At 41.5% G+C, this 17,239-nt stretch carries 11 protein-coding genes; 10 read left to right on the top strand and 1 reads right to left on the bottom strand.

The features are described 5' to 3' along the window. Positions 1–7: 7 nt before the first annotated feature. A complete protein-coding gene (locus SJY16_RS16795) occupies positions 8–1,993 on the top strand; it encodes a penicillin-binding transpeptidase domain-containing protein (protein ID WP_377890970.1) in 1,986 nt (661 codons plus the stop codon). Between the two features lie 68 nt (positions 1,994–2,061). Here SJY16_RS16795 and SJY16_RS16790 read toward each other — a convergent pair whose 3' ends face one another. Beyond that, positions 2,062–3,636: a peptide chain release factor 3 gene (locus SJY16_RS16790; RefSeq protein WP_377890968.1), complete on the bottom strand. Its 1,575-nt coding sequence runs from the start codon at positions 3,634–3,636 to the stop codon at positions 2,062–2,064. 128 nt (positions 3,637–3,764) lie between these two features. Between SJY16_RS16790 and SJY16_RS16785 the strand changes: the two genes are divergently transcribed. From SJY16_RS16785 to SJY16_RS16745, 9 genes are all read left to right on the top strand, one after another. Further along, entirely contained in the window at positions 3,765–4,190 is a 426-nt protein-coding gene (locus SJY16_RS16785; RefSeq protein WP_377890966.1) for a flavoprotein, read from the top strand. A gap of 200 nt (positions 4,191–4,390) precedes the next feature. Further along, complete coding sequence (locus SJY16_RS16780; protein WP_377890964.1) at positions 4,391–5,224, top strand: aldo/keto reductase; 834 nt, start codon at positions 4,391–4,393, stop codon at positions 5,222–5,224. 187 nt (positions 5,225–5,411) lie between these two features. Then, positions 5,412–7,001 carry a diguanylate cyclase gene (locus SJY16_RS16775; RefSeq protein WP_377890962.1) on the top strand — a complete coding sequence of 530 codons (1,590 nt, stop codon included), beginning with the start codon at positions 5,412–5,414 and terminating at the stop codon, positions 6,999–7,001. Between the two features lie 16 nt (positions 7,002–7,017). Continuing rightward, entirely contained in the window at positions 7,018–8,064 is a 1,047-nt protein-coding gene (locus SJY16_RS16770; protein ID WP_377890960.1) for a HEAT repeat domain-containing protein, read from the top strand. Beyond that, complete coding sequence (locus SJY16_RS16765; RefSeq protein ID WP_377890958.1) at positions 8,051–9,466, top strand: glycosyltransferase family 2 protein; 1,416 nt, start codon at positions 8,051–8,053, stop codon at positions 9,464–9,466. Before SJY16_RS16770 ends, SJY16_RS16765 begins: the two co-directional genes overlap by 14 nt. Next, a complete protein-coding gene (locus SJY16_RS16760; protein WP_377890957.1) occupies positions 9,467–12,751 on the top strand; it encodes a hypothetical protein in 3,285 nt (1,094 codons plus the stop codon). Positions 12,752–12,819: 68 nt separating this feature from the next. Then, on the top strand, positions 12,820–13,185 hold the full coding sequence (locus SJY16_RS16755) for a response regulator (protein WP_377890955.1): 366 nt from the start codon (positions 12,820–12,822) through the stop codon (positions 13,183–13,185). Further along, the gene (locus tag SJY16_RS16750) at positions 13,178–16,054 is read left to right on the top strand and encodes an ATP-binding protein (RefSeq protein ID WP_377890953.1); all 2,877 of its coding nucleotides are present in this window, start codon (positions 13,178–13,180) and stop codon (positions 16,052–16,054) included. Before SJY16_RS16755 ends, SJY16_RS16750 begins: the two co-directional genes overlap by 8 nt. Positions 16,055–16,217: 163 nt before the next feature. Further along, entirely contained in the window at positions 16,218–17,219 is a 1,002-nt protein-coding gene (locus SJY16_RS16745) for an NAD-dependent epimerase/dehydratase family protein (RefSeq protein ID WP_377890952.1), read from the top strand. Positions 17,220–17,239 lie beyond the last annotated feature (20 nt).

Genomic DNA, 17,239 nt, shown 5'->3' with positions numbered 1-17,239 from the left:
GCTGGTTTTGAAACTAAAATCATTCATAGTGATGGGGTTTTTTGTGTTGCTTCTTGCAAGTTGTTCCACCCCTCCATCAGCAGTCGATTCGTTTGATACATATGTAAAGGATTGGAACAAACAAGAGTTTAGTAGTATGTATACTAGACTGTCATCAGAAACCCAAAAGTCGATAACGAAAGAAGAATTTGTAGAGCGATACAAATCGATTTATGGTGATGTAGAAGTTCAAGAGTTAAAGGTTACATTTAAGAAGCCAGAGGAAGAACCAGAGCCTAATGATGAAGGAGAAGTCACGCTTCCTTTTGCTGTGTCGATGAAGACATTAGCGGGAGAAGTCGCTTTTGAAAACAAGGCAACGCTAGTGTTAACAGAGGAAGAAGATTCAGAAACATATAAGGTGAACTGGAATCCTTCCTTTATTTTTAAAGAGTTAGAAGATGGTGAGGAAGTCGCTATTACTTCCGCGGTTCCGACACGTGGGGAAATAACGGATCGGAACGGTTTGGAGCTTGCTGTTAATGGCACTGTTAAGCAGATCGGAGTAGTCCCTGAAAAAATCGAAGCCGATAAAGACGCTATTCTTTCTCAGCTTAGTAACACTCTTAAAATAAGCGTAGAAGATATTGAGAAAGAATTAAGCCAGGGGTGGGTTCAGTCGAATCCTGCTCAATTCGTACCCATTAAGAGTGTGATGAAAACAGAAGAAGAGTTGATTACTGATGCCTCTCAGATTACCGGTGTGCTCGTTAGTGATAAGACAGAACGAATATATCCTCTCGGTGAAAGCGCCGCGCACCTTACTGGCTACATCCGCAACTTACAGAAAGAGGATTTAGAAGACTATGCGGAAAAAGGTTACTCACGTTACGAGAAGATTGGTGTTGCAGGACTAGAAGAAATTCATGAAGACAAGCTTCACGGTGAAACGGGCTGGACCATTCAAGTGAAAGGGACAGAGAAAGTGATCGCAAGTACTCCGAAAGTGGATGGCGAGAACATTCAGGTAACAATTGATTCAACTGTTCAGGCGATGCTGTACGAAGAACTTGCCGGGAAAGCTGGTACGGCGGTAGCCATTCATCCAACTACGGGAGAAACGCTTGCTTTAACGAGCTCGCCTTCGTATAATCCTAACGATTTCACGCTCGGATTTGATGAGGGAGAATATGATGCGTTGACTGCTAATAAAGATCAGCCTTTTTCTGCAAAGTTTAACAAAACATATTCACCAGGATCTACGATTAAACCTCTTACTGCTGCGATTGCTTTAAAGGATGGTCTCGATCCGAATGCGGTTGAGGAAATAGACGGATTGAAATGGGGTGCTGACTCTAGCTGGGGCGATTATCAAGTGACGCGAGTAAAACCAGCGGATCCTGAAGTGACGCTTGAAGACGCGCTCATTCACTCCGATAACATTTACTTTGCTAGAAAAGCTCTTAATTTAGGAGACGAGAAGTTCCAGAAAGGGCTTGAGTCCTTTCTCATTGGGAAGGAAACTGATTTTCCATTTCCGACTGTGAAGTCTTCTGTTTCGAACGACGGGTTAGGAAATGGTATCCTGTTAGCGGATTCTGGATATGGGCAGGGAGAATTACAGATCTCTCCTTATCACCTTGCAATGACGTATACAACGTTTGCAAATGAAGGAAAAATGGTGAAGCCTTCGTTACTAATGGATCAGGAGCCTGAAAAAGTGGAGGTTGTGTCGAGAGAAATCGCTACAACTGTAGAAGAGGGGATTTCGAAAGTCGTATCGAGTCCTGAAGGGACCGCTCATGATCCTGTTGTAGAAGGAATCTCGATTGCGGGGAAAACAGGCACCGCTGAATTGAAAGGTGCAGGAGAAGAAACAGGTCAGGAAAACGGTTTGTTCGTAGCGTACAATACGGATCGAAAAGATCTACTCATCGCAATGATGGTCGAGGATGCGTCGAGTCATGATATTACAGGCAAAGTTAAAAATGTTTTTAAACGAATGCAGCCATAGGATAGAAACGAAAAAGCCACATCTTCATCCATAACGGATCGAGATGTGGCTTGTTTTATGCTGCTCTTTTATTTAGATTCCTTCAATGGAACGTCAGGGTTTTTCTCCTGGAACCAGCGAAGCGCAAAGTCATTTGTGAATAAGAGGACTGGGCGTTTTTGTTGATCGTATACGAGAAGGTTTCTTGAATTGTCGACGAGGTTTTCCGGCTTGTCAGCTTCGATCCAACGTGCATGCTGGTGCGGCATCGTATCGAACTGAATATCCGTGTTGTACTCACCTTTCATACGGTGTTCGAAGATTTCAAACTGAAGTCTTCCGACAACACCGACGACAATTTCATCCCAGTGCGCGGTTTTGTAAACCTGAATCGCACCTTCCTCTGAAAGCTGTTGCACACCTTTGTAGAAGTGCTTTTGCTTCAATGCTTTTTGAGCACGAACCTTTGCGAAGTGCTCAGGCGGGAAGGTTGGAAGCGCGCCGAATGAATAGACGTTTTTAGAACCGACAAGCGTATCACCAATCTGGTAAGTGCCAGAATCGTAAAGACCGACAATGTCTCCTGGGTAAGCTTTGTCCACATTCCCTCTAGAAGAAGCAAAGAATAGCTGTCCTTGAGATAGCTTCATGCTCTTACTCGTTCTTTCGAGCCATGCTTCCATGCCTTTTTCAAACGTGCCTGACACGATACGAAGGAATGCAACACGGTCACGGTGAGCAGGGTTCATATTCGCTTGGATTTTGAAAATAAATCCTGAGAACGTTTCGTCTTCTGGTTTCACTTCACCTTCAGAGCTTTGCCTTGGTGCTGGTGGTGGAGCAAGCTCTAGGAAATGATTTAAGAATGTTGGCACGCCAAAGCTTGAGATCGCACTCCCGAAGAAGACCGGCGTCTGCTTACCGGACTGCAATGCTTCATCGCTATATTCCGATCCAGCTTCATCAAGCAACATGACGTCTTCTTGAAGTTGATTGACGAGGTCTTCGCCAGCTTTTTCTTTTAATAGAGGATCATCAAGATCTGAGATGTTCACAGCTTCCTTGTTATCGCCGTTTGTATCATAGAACTCTACAGCTTTTTTGTGTCTGTCATAAACGCCCTGGAAGTCTTGCCCCATACCGATCGGCCAGTTCATCGGGTAGGATTCAATTCCTAGGACTTCTTCGATTTCTTCAAGCAGTTCAAGAGGTTCTCGTCCTTGGCGATCCATCTTGTTCACGAACGTGAAAATCGGAATACCATGTTCACTAACAACTTTGAAAAGCTTTTTCGTTTGGGACTCAACACCTTTTGCGGCATCGATGATCATCACGACACTATCAACTGCGAGAAGGGTACGGTACGTATCTTCACTGAAATCTTCGTGTCCAGGAGTATCGAGGATGTTGATCGTATGACCCATGTAGGTGAAGTTCATGACACTGGATGTTACAGAAATTCCACGCTGTTTCTCAATTTCCATCCAGTCAGATGTCGCAAACTTGGAGGATTTACGGGATTTAACTGTACCAGTCGAACGAATTTGTCCGCCAAGAAAAAGGAGCTTCTCAGTCAATGTCGTCTTACCCGCATCGGGGTGAGAAATAATCGCGAATGTTCTTCTTTTATTTATTTCTTCTTTTAATTGGTTTTGGTTGCTCATAAGGCTATTTATCCTTTCAAATATCACTTCTTATGTAATATAACATAATACCATCTCTCTTCCTATTGTAGAGATGAAAGGATTCTGTCGAATGCTTGTTGAAATAGAGTGAAGGGGGAGGGATTCATATGAAAAGTTTTGACGAATTTCTGGACGAGTTTCTAGAGAGCTGGAGTCAGTCATCGATCGATGGTGTGAAATACAAAATCAGTGATAGCTACCAGGCTAGAGAAGTGACAAGCCAATCTGAGATTTATGACTTTGGATATATAGAGTCAGTCAAAGGTTGGGAACAGGCTTTTACTTCTTTTAAAAAAGATGGTACACAGTGGAACTTGAAGAAAGTTTCGATAACACCATTAAGACGAAATGAGATGCTTGCAGTAATCTGGGCTTCTATATCTGTTGAAGGAAAGCGTAGCGAAACGGGTAACTTGTTTTTTAGTACGTTCCGAAAAGGAGTGCAAGGAGACTGGAAACTTGTCAGGAGTTATATAGAAGCAGGGGTTCCTCAAGAGAACATATCTACAGATAGAGAAATATTCAATTGGTAGAAAGCTGCTGCTCGTTCATCGGGCAGTTTTCTTTTTGTGAGAAAGGGCCTTTAGGACTGGTTTTTCTGACCGGCGCATAAGAAAATCAAACCTTTCTCCTGAATTGATGTACGACGAGCTCGATTGATTGACTTTAATCCAAGATTTAGAAAAAATAGTAATGAAGTGATCCAATTTTTGCAAAAGAGGAGTGAAGAGTTATGAGTAAGATGACCCTTTCAAAAACGGTAAAGCTAAATAATGGCGTCGAGATGCCACAGGTTGGTCTAGGTGTGTACCAGGTGAAAGAAGAAGATCAGCTTATTGGTGCTGTTACTGCTGCGATTAAAAATGGTTATAAAAGCATCGATACTGCCGCAATCTACGGAAACGAAGAGTGGGTTGGTAAAGCGATTAAAGAATCTGGCGTTCCTAGAGAAGAACTCTTCATTACTTCGAAGGTGTGGAATACGGATCAAGGCTATAATGAAACGATCCAAGCTTTTGAAACATCTCTTGAAAAGATGGACCTTGAATACCTAGATCTATATCTTATCCACTGGCCGGTGGAAGACAAGTTCGTAGACACTTGGAAAGCGATGGAACACCTTTATCATGAAGGGAAGATCAAAGCGATCGGTGTAAGTAACTTCCATATCCACCACCTCGAAACGTTATTTAAAGAAACAACTGTTAAGCCTGTTGTTAACCAGATTGAACTTCATCCGAAGCTTAATCAAAAAGAACTGCGCGAATTCGGTGAAAAGCATGATATTAAGATTGAAGCGTGGTCACCTCTTATGCGAGGTGAATTATTAGATAACGAAGAGTTGAAAGAGATAGCAGAAAAACACAACAAATCTACCGCTCAAATTATCCTAAGGTGGCACCTTCAAAACGATGTGATCATCATTCCAAAATCGACAAAAGAGCATCGTATTAAGGAAAATGCTGATCTATTTAATTTCGAGCTTACTAGTGAAGAGATGGACCGCATCAACGGTTTGAATGAAGATAAACGGGTAGGACCAGACCCAGATCACTTTGACTTTTAATTGAACAGTCGATAGGAGAATTCTCCTATCGACTCTTTTTGTTTCATAAGGGTCGATGGGTGGATTTTTTTACCTGTGAAGGAAAAATTAATATATTCAACGTTGTAGAGTTTGGTTAAGTCCTTTATTATTAAACTATTTAAGGAGTTTATAAAAATCGCCCTTGTTTTCAATAGGAGGCATTATATTGGAAAAGTATAAAAAGAAGTTTGCTAGTAAAATAAGAGATCAGATCGATACGATTAAAACGATGAACAAAAGCGTCCCTGAGAAGGAAATTTATCAGCTTTTGCACACGATTAAAGGGACAGCTGGTACAGTCGGGTATCATGATGTAGGAGAACAAGCAGAAGCGGTTTTAACACAGTTTGATGAAGAAAGTGAGAAAACGTTTTCCAATGACTATACCGTGAAAGTGCTTGAAGGAATTGTAGAAGGTATGGATGAGGTCGACTCGACAGAGCGAAAGGAATTGACTGATGAAAAAGAAGTGGTCATTCTTATTCACCCTACTCCTATGACATTAATCGAAATGAAAAGTTACATAGAAAAACAAGGCTTTATCGTATTTGCTTCATTAAAACTGTCGAAAGCAAGAACAGTCATTTATGATATGAATCCTGATTGTATTATTCTGGAGCATTCGTTAATGGAACAGGATAAAGATATTGCTGATGAAATCAGAGAAAAAGCCGAAGTGCAGTTTATCCCGTTAGTCATAACAGATGGGGAGAGTTCTGCGACGAATCGATTTAATAGCTATAAACTAGGCGCGAGTGACTACTTTGAACGAGATATTTCTAAGGAAGAGTACATCATCAGAGTGCTTGATAAGGTCAAGAAACGTAGGCTCGTTATGACTTCTGTGTTAACGGATGAATTGACGGGGGCTTATAATCGTAAGTTTCTAGAAAAACATTTGAATCATCTGCGTTCTGAGATTGTGAGAACGAATGAGAAGGTTTGCATCACCATCCTTGATATCGACCATTTTAAATCTGTTAACGACCAATACGGTCATTTAATCGGAGATCAAGTGTTAAGAAAGCTCTCTCATTTCATCATGAGTCAGAAGAAAAGAAGAGATACGCTGATTCGGTATGGGGGAGAAGAGTTTGTCCTAGTCCTTCCAGGACGTAGCTCTTCTAATGCGATTGCCTTCGTGAATGAACTTCTACATGATTTTCAAAAAGAAGTGTTTGGTCCACAAACAGAACGATTTTCAGTCACCTTTTCAGCTGGGATTGTAGAGCTCGATACAAATTCAACCAATCGTGAGTTATTAAATCTAGCTGACGAAGCACTTTATCGAGCAAAATCAAATGGTCGAAACCAGGTGATTTTCTACGACAATGTTCAATCTAGTGAAAAGAATATTAAAACCATTCAAATCGCCATTGTGGATGATGACGAAATCCTTCGGACGATGCTTACATCAAACCTGATGGATCTTCATATGGATGGCAACTATCATATCGAAGTAAAAGCGTATCGTGAAGGTGAGGCGTTCTTTGAAGATTCATGGCATAGAACGAGCTCGCCTTGTCTTGTTTTACTCGATGGCATCATGCCCCGTATGGATGGAATCGAGGTTTTGCATCGTCTGCGTCATGAGCGTGAGCAAAGTCGCTATACAGTGATGATGTTAACAGGTAGGAAAACAGAACGAGACATCGTGAAAGCGCTAGAGCTTGGTGCTGATGATTACATTACAAAGCCTTTCAATATGCTCGAGCTTGAAGCTCGAATCCGTAGACTTATTGAAAAGGTAGTTTAGTAGGACGGTCGATGATATGAATGCTGTATTTGTTGTATTTCAACTTTTTGTTGTTATGTTGGTCGTACTCACATTGCTGTTTTGTTTTCTTATCATTAGAAAATATCGAATCAATGGGTTTGATGAGAAGAAAGAGTACTGGAAGAAGCAATATTTAGACAGAATGATGGATGCGCTGAAGGGAAATCGAAAGCTTCCGCAACCCGAATCCAAAGCGATGACGGAAGCGCTTGAGGACGTTTTGACGAGGTATTACTCCTTGATGAAAGGAAATACCATTATGATGTCAGAAATCGAAACAATCGCTGAAAGCTATTTTTACTCACATTATAAAAACCAACTCAAAAGTAGTAGTTGGAGTACGCGTATGAACACTCTTTACCGTATAGAAAAATTTCGAATGGCTGTGTTAATCGACGATTGTCTAGCCATTCTTGAGAAGAAACACGTTACAGAAATGGAAGCAATCCAAATTCTTCGAATTCTAGCAAATATTCAGGACGATCGGATCTATACGATTCTTTTGAAAGAAACAGATGAGTATTCAGCCTTCTATTACTTAGACATCTATTCGCGCCTAGAGAGACCCTTGTTCGAGAAATTTGTTGATTCGATCGATCAGTTTCCGCTGTGGATTCAGCAGACGTTGATCGAAGCTATGGGAGAAAGAAAAGAATCTGATTACTTACCCTATATCGAAACATTCTTGGGGTCCTCTGAAGCAGAATTTAGAATACGTGCATTAAAAGCCATATCAAAAATGGGGTATATGTCGAAGGTCGATTTGATTATCCCTTCGTTAACGTCTGATAGCTGGCAAGAGCGGATGATGGCTGCAAAGGCTGCCAAAATGCAAAGAGATGATCGGTTAAGTCATTTGCTATTGTCTCTGCTTTCGGATCGCTATTGGTGGGTAAGGACGGCTGCCGCTGAATCTCTTTCCTATCAATCCAAAGGTAAGGCGTTATTACGAGAGGTGTCCGAAACGCACGAAGACCGGTTTGCTAGAGATATTGCCCTCGAATGGCTTTTGAGGAAGGAGTACACACGTGACCCTCGCTAACATCTTCACAACGTTATTAATTATCTTCACAAGTTTTGTTGCAGTATACCTAATAGGCATTATCTTGTTCTATCTCATTCTGTTTATCATCTCTGCCGTACAGCTAAGAAAAGAACATAATATCGATCAGTTTGAACAATACGAAGAAATTGTTGATTCTTCCTTCTCGCCACCTGTGTCCATCCTAGTGCCAGCTTTTAATGAGGAAACAGGAATCGTGCCTAGCGTACGCTCGTTGCTTAGTATTAATTATCCTGGATTTGAAGTCGTCGTGATAAACGATGGTTCAAAAGACGGCACACTTCAGACTGTGATCGATTCCTTCAGTATGGTGAAAGTTGAGAAGACGATTCGTAAGATGGTCAGTTCAAAAGACATCAAACATGTCTATCAATCTACTTTATATGAGAATTTGTATTTAGTAGACAAAGTGAACGGTGGTAAAGCGGATGCGTTAAACGCTGGCATTAACGTGGCGCACTATCCTTATTTCTGTTCCCTCGATGGAGATTCAATCATTGAGAGAGATGCATTTGCAAAGGTAATGAAACCGATTATCGATTCGAAGCAAGAGGTCATTGCGGTTGGAGGCAGTGTTCGGATCGCCAATGGCTGTGATATTGAACGTGGTGAGGTGATGAAAGTTGCTCTCTCTAAAAGTCCGCTTGTGGTCATGCAGGTAATCGAATATTTACGTGCATTTCTCATGGGGCGAATCGGATTGTCACGCCATAACTTACTATTGATCATCTCAGGTGCCTTCGGTGTTTTTCACCGAGAAAGTGTTGTGCAGGTAAACGGTTATCGAACGAACACGGTTGGAGAAGATATGGATCTAGTGGTAAGGCTTCATCGATTTGCGAAAGAAGAAAATTCAGGGAAACGAATCGTTTATGTTCCAGATCCAGTTTGTTGGACAGAAGCCCCTGAAAGTTTAAGAATTTTAAGAAGACAACGAAGCAGGTGGCATCGAGGATTATTCGAAAGTCTTTGGTACAACAAGAAGATGTTGCTTAACCCTCGGTACGGATTGGTCGGTATGATCTCGATGCCATACTTCTTCATCGTTGAATTCTTAGGACCCGTCATCGAACTTATCGGATATATCCTGATGATTCTTGCGCCATTTATTAGCGGTTTTTACACCTCGTTTGCATTCATGTTGTTTTTGTTAGCCGTTATTTATGGTTCACTTCTCTCAATGAGTGCTGTGTTGCTAGAGGAATGGAGTCTTCGTCGTTACCCAAAAGTGATGGATTTAGTGAGACTCTACTTTTATTCTCTATCAGAAGCGTTTTGGTTTAGACCTATGACGGTTTTGTGGCGTGTGGAGGGTATCATTCAGCTTCTAAAAGGAAACCGAGGCTGGGGAGAAATGAGCAGAAAAGGAGTATCGAAATAAGTGTTTACTCACAAGAAATTAACGTCTATCAATGGAATCGTTCTAGGAACCCTATTGCTGCTAGTGATTATCTGCATTCCAATCATCATATGGTTTTTTCAAGAAGAGCACCAACAAGACGTTTTTATTATCGATAAGACTGTCCCAGATGAAACGTATCGTGAACATCGAGGACTTACGTGGTTGCTAAATTACCAGAAGTGGGTGAAGGAAGATGGTGCTGCTTACGATGCATCACAAGACTACACTGGATTTCATCCGGGTAGTGAGCGTGAATATGAGACCTCTTCTTTTCCCAATACCTTAACGGATTACGAATTGATTTATCTTGCCGATTCATACGGTGTTTATGAAGATGAATACGATGGCGATAGCTCAAACGGAGATCGTTCTTCTTCGCTCTATGGTGGTATGAAAGTCGAAGAAGTTAATAAAATTGCTGAAGCTGTACAAAAGGGTTCAACATTTATTGCTGAGTTCAACGCGTTTGCAAGTCCCACGGAGGAAACAGCGAGAGAGCGATTATACTCTGTTTTAAATTTGGAATGGTCAGGATGGATTGGACGTTATTTTGATGAGCTTGAGGTTGGAGGAGAAGTACCAGCCTGGGCAGTGAAAAATTATGAGGAACAAACAGGGGAGAAATGGAAGTTTGAAGGAGAAGGGTTACTGCTGGTGGATGAAAGTGACCAATTGATCGTGATCGAGGAAGAAGATCTGGGAGATGAAACAGTACAATTCTCTTTCACCGAAAACGGTGAGGATTATTTCGATGATCACATTGTGAAGGAATCGAGTGCGTATCATTATTGGTTTGATATCGTCATTCCCGAAAATGACCAGGAGGTATTAGCTACATATTCACTAGATGTGAATGAAGAAGTAGAGGAGACGCTATCGAACAATGGCATTCCACTTACGTTTCCTGCTGTCGTTCATCATCAAGATACTTATTATTTCGCTGGAGATTACGCAGATCGTTCTTCAACATTCGATTTCTATCAGTATAAAGGAATCCCTTTGATCAATCGCTACCTTTCCTTTGGGGATGATACTTCAATCGACGCATTTTACTGGAAGATGTATTTTCCGATGATGCAATCTATACTTGAGAAGGTGAATCAAAGTGATGTAGGCGATGATAAGCGTTCAAGTGAGATTTACAAATCTGATGGCATAAGCGTAGCTGGTCAAGTAAGCGATAATAAGATTCAAATCTATCGAAATGGTAAATGGGAAGACATGTTGATCAAAGGCGTAAACATGGGGATCGCAAAACCTGGCTATTTTCCTGGAGAAACTGCGATCACAAAGCGAGAGTACAAAAGGTGGTTCCGTCAAATCGCTGAAATGAACGCGAATGCGATCAGGGTCTATACGATCCACCCGCCAGGATTCTATGAAGCGTTACTTGACTATAATCAAGAAGCAGAGGAGCCGCTCTATATTTTCCACGGAGTATGGGTCGAAGAAGAACCGATGCTTGAGTCACAGAATGCTTTCGCTGATAAGAATATTGCGCTTCTCGATCGAGCGATTGAAGATACCGTGGACATTATTCATGGAAATGCTCGAATCGAAGAACGAAAAGGGCATGCCGGTGGAATTTATTCAGCTGATATTTCGCCTTATGTGATCGGCTGGATCCTCGGAGTAGAGTGGGATCCAGAAGTCGTTGTATCAACGAACCAGAAAAATAAGTCGGTTGAACAATACGATGGTGACTATGTGTCCACTTCGGATGCGAGTCCATTTGAGGTCTGGCTCGCGAATATGATGGATAAGACCATGCATTATGAAATGGAGAAATATCAATGGCAGCGTCCCGTTAGTTTCACTAATTGGGTGACGACGGACCTTTTAGAACATCCTGCTGAACCACTTGAAAAGGAAGATCTTGTCTCGGTGAATCCAAACGTCATCAAACTCAAGGATGAGTATCAAGCTGGTCAATTTGCTTCCTATCATATCTATCCTTACTACCCAGACTTTCTCAACTTCGAAGAGAAGTATGTGAACTATAAGGATCATAATGGTGAGAAGAATAATTATGCCGGCTACCTAAATGATCTACACGATGAACATGAGATGCCTGTTCTTGTGGCGGAGTTTGGTGTACCAGCTTCAAGAGGGATTACGCACCGGAATGTCTACGGGATGGATCAAGGCGGACATTCTGAAACAGAACAAGGTCAAATCGATGCAAAACTGTTTGATTCGATCGTTTCAGAAGACTATGCAGGTGGTCTCATCTTTTCGTGGCAGGATGAGTGGTTCAAACGGACGTGGAACACAATGGATTACGATAATCCAGACCGACGTCCATTTTGGTCAAATGACCAAACGAATGAGCAGCAGTTTGGTTTGCTGAGCTTTGATCCTGGTGAAACCCTGAAAGTGAAAATCGATGGCGATGTGAGCGACTGGGAAAAAGCTAAGGTCGAGCCTATCGTAAGCTCCAATAGCGGTAATTTCGAGAAATTATTTATGACGAGTGATGAGAAGTATGTGTATTTCCGATTAGATTACCAAGATATGACGGTTGATCGCTTGGAAAAGGAAAATACGGCGCTGTTGTTCGATACGATCGGTCAACAAGGAAGTACTGAGCTTTCGGGTGACCCTTCTCTTTCAACAAGTGCGGGTATTGATTTCGTATTGAATTTAAACGGAAAGAAAGAATCGCGTCTATTTGTTCATAGCTACTATGATTCATTTTATTACCAATATGGTGAATCACTCGGTTTAATCGATAAGAAAATATATGCTTCTGATCCGACAAACAATGTATTTCATCCGATCCGATTAGCCTTAAACAAGGAGCTGTTAATCCCAACAGATAATACAGTATACCCTTTTGAGGATTACGAAGCGGGACTGTTGACCTATGGGAATGCGAATCCCGAAGACGAGAATTATAACTCGGTTTCTGATTTTATCGTTGGGGATAATAGCATCGAAATGCGTATTCCGTGGGCCTTGTTCAACGTGAAAGATCCTAGTAAGAAAGAAATTCTAGGAGATCTATTCGAGGATGGATTGAAGGCATCAGAGGTTTCAAAAGGCTTTGATATTGGCGTTATCACATACAAAGGGCAATCGGGAGAAGATGGAATCGATGTGAAATCGATACTCGATACAGAGCCGAATCTCAAAGATGGAACCCTGAACGGTGACCGATTTGGACGGTTTGATTGGAAGCAATGGGATGAGCCAACGTATCATGAACGATTGAAACAATCCTACTATATTATTCAAGAAGCATTTGGCCGATATAAGAAGTAGAGATCATTCTCTACTTCTTCCTCTTTAATAGACAAGTGAGGATCAATGAAAAAGGATGTGTGCAGAGCATGAATACGAGAATACTAGTAGCGGATGATGAAGAGATTTTGCGTATGTTAATCGTAGATACACTCGAAGATAATGGTTATGAGATCGATGAAGCGGAAGATGGGGCTGAAGCTCTCCAACTCATCAACTCTCATTCCTATGATCTTGTCTTACTGGATTATATGATGCCGGAGATGACAGGTCTAGAAGTCATTGAAAACGTCAGGACCTCTGGCAATCATGATGTGAAGATTATGATGTTAACTGCCAAGGCACAGAAAAAGGATGAAGATATTGCGAAACAAGCAGGTGCCGATTATTTTATTTCAAAGCCCTTTAGCCCTATGAACCTACTAGAAACAGTTGAGGTTATTCTAGATGAATAAACATTGGAAGAATAGCCTTTCAAATGAGTTCGTAAAGATCATGGGTGGATTTCTAGTCGTTATCGTCCTTGTTACGGTCGCCCTTGGCGTGTATACGCATCAAATTGAAGCAACGTACGAAAATAAGACGGAGGACCTTCGTAGTAAGTATGAATCTGCGATTGAACTTGAAGATAGTTTGAACCAGATGTTTTTTGAAGCACGAGGGTATTTGGGATTCAGACTTGAATCGCCGTTCCTTTCTTCTTATGAAGATGAAAAAGCAATGATCGAGGAAAGAATAGCGACCTTAAATCCTAAGTTAAGCACACAAGAAGAACGTGAGAAAATCGAGGATCTTAGAAGTTATCTTCGTCGTTATGATCGATTGTTTGAACAAGCCGCATTGCATGTAGCAGCTGATAATACAGATGGATTACAGAACCTTTCACAGAATATGGGTGGGAGTGATCTCGTATATACAGCAAAAGATTCGATTCGAGAACTTGTCAATTCTATCAGAAATGATATTAGAGAAACAGATGAAGAGCTTATTACTAGACTCTCAAACATACAAGATTTGTTTATTGCTTTCGTCGTATTTCTCCTGGTGGTTGCGACAATCCTAGTCGGGATAATGGCACGAAAAATAGGGCGCCCGTTGCATGAACTCGCAATCGCCTCCAGCCAGGTTTCGGCTGGTGAGCGTGTTGAAGTTCCGCATGAAAAAAGGCAAGATGAACTAGGTGAATTAGCGCGAGCGTTCAACTCTATGGTGATGAGTATTCAAAGTAATGAAAGCAAGCTGATCAGTACGAACGAAACACTTATGAAGCAACGTGAGGAATTAGAAGATAATAAAGAGGAACTAGAACAGAGTGTCAAGACGATGAACTATCAAACAAAAGTTCTTGAGCACCGGAATCAATTAAACCGCTCACTAGCCTCTACGTTAAGCAAACCAAATTTGCTTCAGAATATCATAACGAACCTTATCGAAATTCTTTATGGAGACAGAGGGATAATCGTTCTACTTAACCCAAGGAAAGACAATGCTTCAGTAGGACTGGGGACTGATGTGGTTCAACGCTGGATCGAACATGTTGATGATGGACCTGCATTAAAAGCGATTACTCAGAAGAAGTATCATATTGTGAGAAGAGAATCTACACCAGATGAAGCGGGTTATCATGATCTTGATCAATCGTTCTCTTATGATGTGTACTTACCGATCCTTTCAGGAGAGTCCGTAGTGGCAATTCTTTGCATCACCCGAATCGGAATGGTCTTTACAGAAAAAGAAGTGAACGAAGTTAGTGACCTTTGCCGACAAATTTCGCTGTCTCTAGATAAATTGCGTTTGTATGAAACAACAGAAAATGAGCGCAAGGTTACGATGGAAGTTTTAAATACGATACGTGAAGGCATCCAGTTGGTCGATCCTATTGGAAATACGGTCTCAGTAAATGAACAAATGTGTTCGATGTTGGATGCTTGTATATCTGACGCTGAAAATGAAAAAGAGTTTGAGGTGTGGAAGAATAAGTTTATAGGAAAAGTTGACGAGGACTATCGGGACCTTGTTCTCACGTATATTAATCGTGTGATAAAAGGGGTTAAACCGAAAGAAAGTGAGCTTGTTTATAAAACAAATCATAAAAACCCTCGTTTCATTCGGATGTATTATGAGCACCTGCATAATGCAGAGAAATTTATCGGATCGATCTTTGTTCATAGAGACATTACAAGAGAGTACGAAGTCGATGAAATGAAAAATGAGTTCGTCAGTACGGTTAGTCATGAGCTAAGAACACCACTCTCAAGTGTTCTTGGTTTCACAGAGCTTATGATTTCAAAAGACCTTAAGCCAGAGAAGCAGAAGAGATATTTAAAGACTATCCACAAAGAAGCGAGTCGCTTAACTGTCTTGATTAATGATTTCCTAGATATTCAACGAATGGAATCAGGCAAACAAACGTATGAGAAGGCGGCGATCAATCTTAAGCCGATCGTTTCTGAAGTGTTGGAAAGTTACATGGAGAACTACAAAACTCACACGTTTATCATTAAAGATGATAGTGACCATCATGAAATTCTTGGAGATGATGATAAAGTCACACAGTTGCTGAACAATCTGATTAGTAACGCAGTGAAGTATTCTCCAGAGGGAGGTCAGATTACCCTCCGTTTTGAAGAAAAGCATGATGGCATGCTTCTCCTACATTTAGAAGATGAGGGGTTAGGAATACCTGCTGAAGCGATTCCTCACTTGTTTGATAAGTTTTATCGGGTTGATAACAGTGACCGCCGCCAAATCGGAGGAACAGGTCTCGGATTAGCCATTTCAAAAGAAATTGCTATGGCTCATGGTGGAGACCTTTCAGTTACTTCAAGCTTAGGAGAGGGGAGTACATTTACAACCTCTTTCCCTATTCTTGGCAAAGAGATGAACACCCCTGAAGATGGCGGTGTGCTTATCGTTGAAGACGATGACAGTCTTGCACTGTTGTTAATGGAAGAACTAAGAGCGAGTGGATTCGACGTTTATCATTGTAGAAGCGGTGAGTCTGCCATTCATATGATCGAAAAAATGACACCACGTGGAATTGTTCTCGATATCTTGCTAGATGGGGAACTCAATGGTTGGGATGTTCTTAAGATAGTAAAGGAAACGGAACGAACAAACGATATTCCGATCGTTGTGTCCACGGTAACGGAAGACAAACAAAAAGGACTCGATCTTGGAGTAAAGGACTACCTTATCAAGCCCTATCCTCCTCAAGATTTATCAAGAGCGGTAATCAAAGCACTATCCTCAGAAGAAGCGGGTGAAATACTCGTTCCCGAGTATGTGCTAGAAATGAGTAAGAATCAGAGTGACAGTCGCTGAGTGACAGTTTTTCAATAAGCAGGGATGTGCACATAGCACATCCCTTTTTCTACGTTACATAAGATGGCAAACTTATTCTAATTCCGACAAAAATAAAGGGATTTCAAGTTTTAAGAAGAAATGATAGGATGTCTGACTTTAAATAAAAAAGGGAGGCGTACAAATGAAACTTCTAATCCTGGGTGGTACGCGGTTCATTGGTAGGTATGTAACTGAACAAGCTTTAAATACTGGACATGAAGTTACTCATTTTAATCGAGGAAATCACGCTTTTCCTGAAGTCGAAACATTAATTGGCGATCGAGATGGCGATCTTTCAGCATTGGAAGGGCGAACGTTCGATGCGGTGATCGATACGAGCGGTTATTTTCCAAGAACCGTCTCCAAGTCAACATCAAAATTAGCAAAAGTCGTCGATCACTATACATTTATATCGACAATTTCTGTTTATAAAGAGTTTGGGGAACAGCCTTGTACAGAGGATTCACCTGTTCATATGATTTCTGAAGAAGAAGCTGAGCGAGTAACTTCCGAAGGTAACGGACCTAACGAACATTACGGAGCATTAAAGGCACTTGCTGAAAAAGAAGCTGAAAAGCATATGCCTGGTAGAGTGTTGCGTATACGGCCTGGTTTAGTCGTGGGCCCTCATGATTATTCTGATCGCTTCAGCTATTGGGTACAACGATTAAACGACGGGGGTGATGTACTTGCCCCAGGGAAACCACAGCGCCCGGTTCAATTTATCGATGTACGCGATCTCGCAAAATGTATCGTAGAAATGACAGAAAAGAAGGTTACTGGTGTTTATAATGTAACAGGTCCTGAACGTCATATCACGATGGGGGAATTGCTTGATACTTGTATGCGTGTGAGTGGTAGTAAAGCTCTCCTTCACTGGTTAGATGAGGAATTTTTGATCAGCCAGGGTGTGACGCCTTGGAGTGATTTGCCATTATGGCTTCCTGAATCTAATAACGCAGCAGCTGAGGTCAATGTGGATCGAGCCATCTCTCAAGGACTATCGTTTCGTCCGATAGAAGAAACCGTCATAGATACGCAAGCTTGGTTGAAAACAAGAGATCCTTCGCTCGACTGGAAAGCAGGGCTCGATCGAGAGAAAGAAAAGATGCTCCTGAATAAAACAGATCGTATGTATTCATAAATGATAAGGGAGAGATTGCA

The organism is Alkalihalobacillus sp. R86527, from assembly GCF_042466185.1.
Taxonomy (GTDB): domain Bacteria; phylum Bacillota; class Bacilli; order Bacillales; family Guptibacillaceae; genus Guptibacillus.
This window is presented reverse-complemented; position numbering and strand designations above follow the sequence as displayed.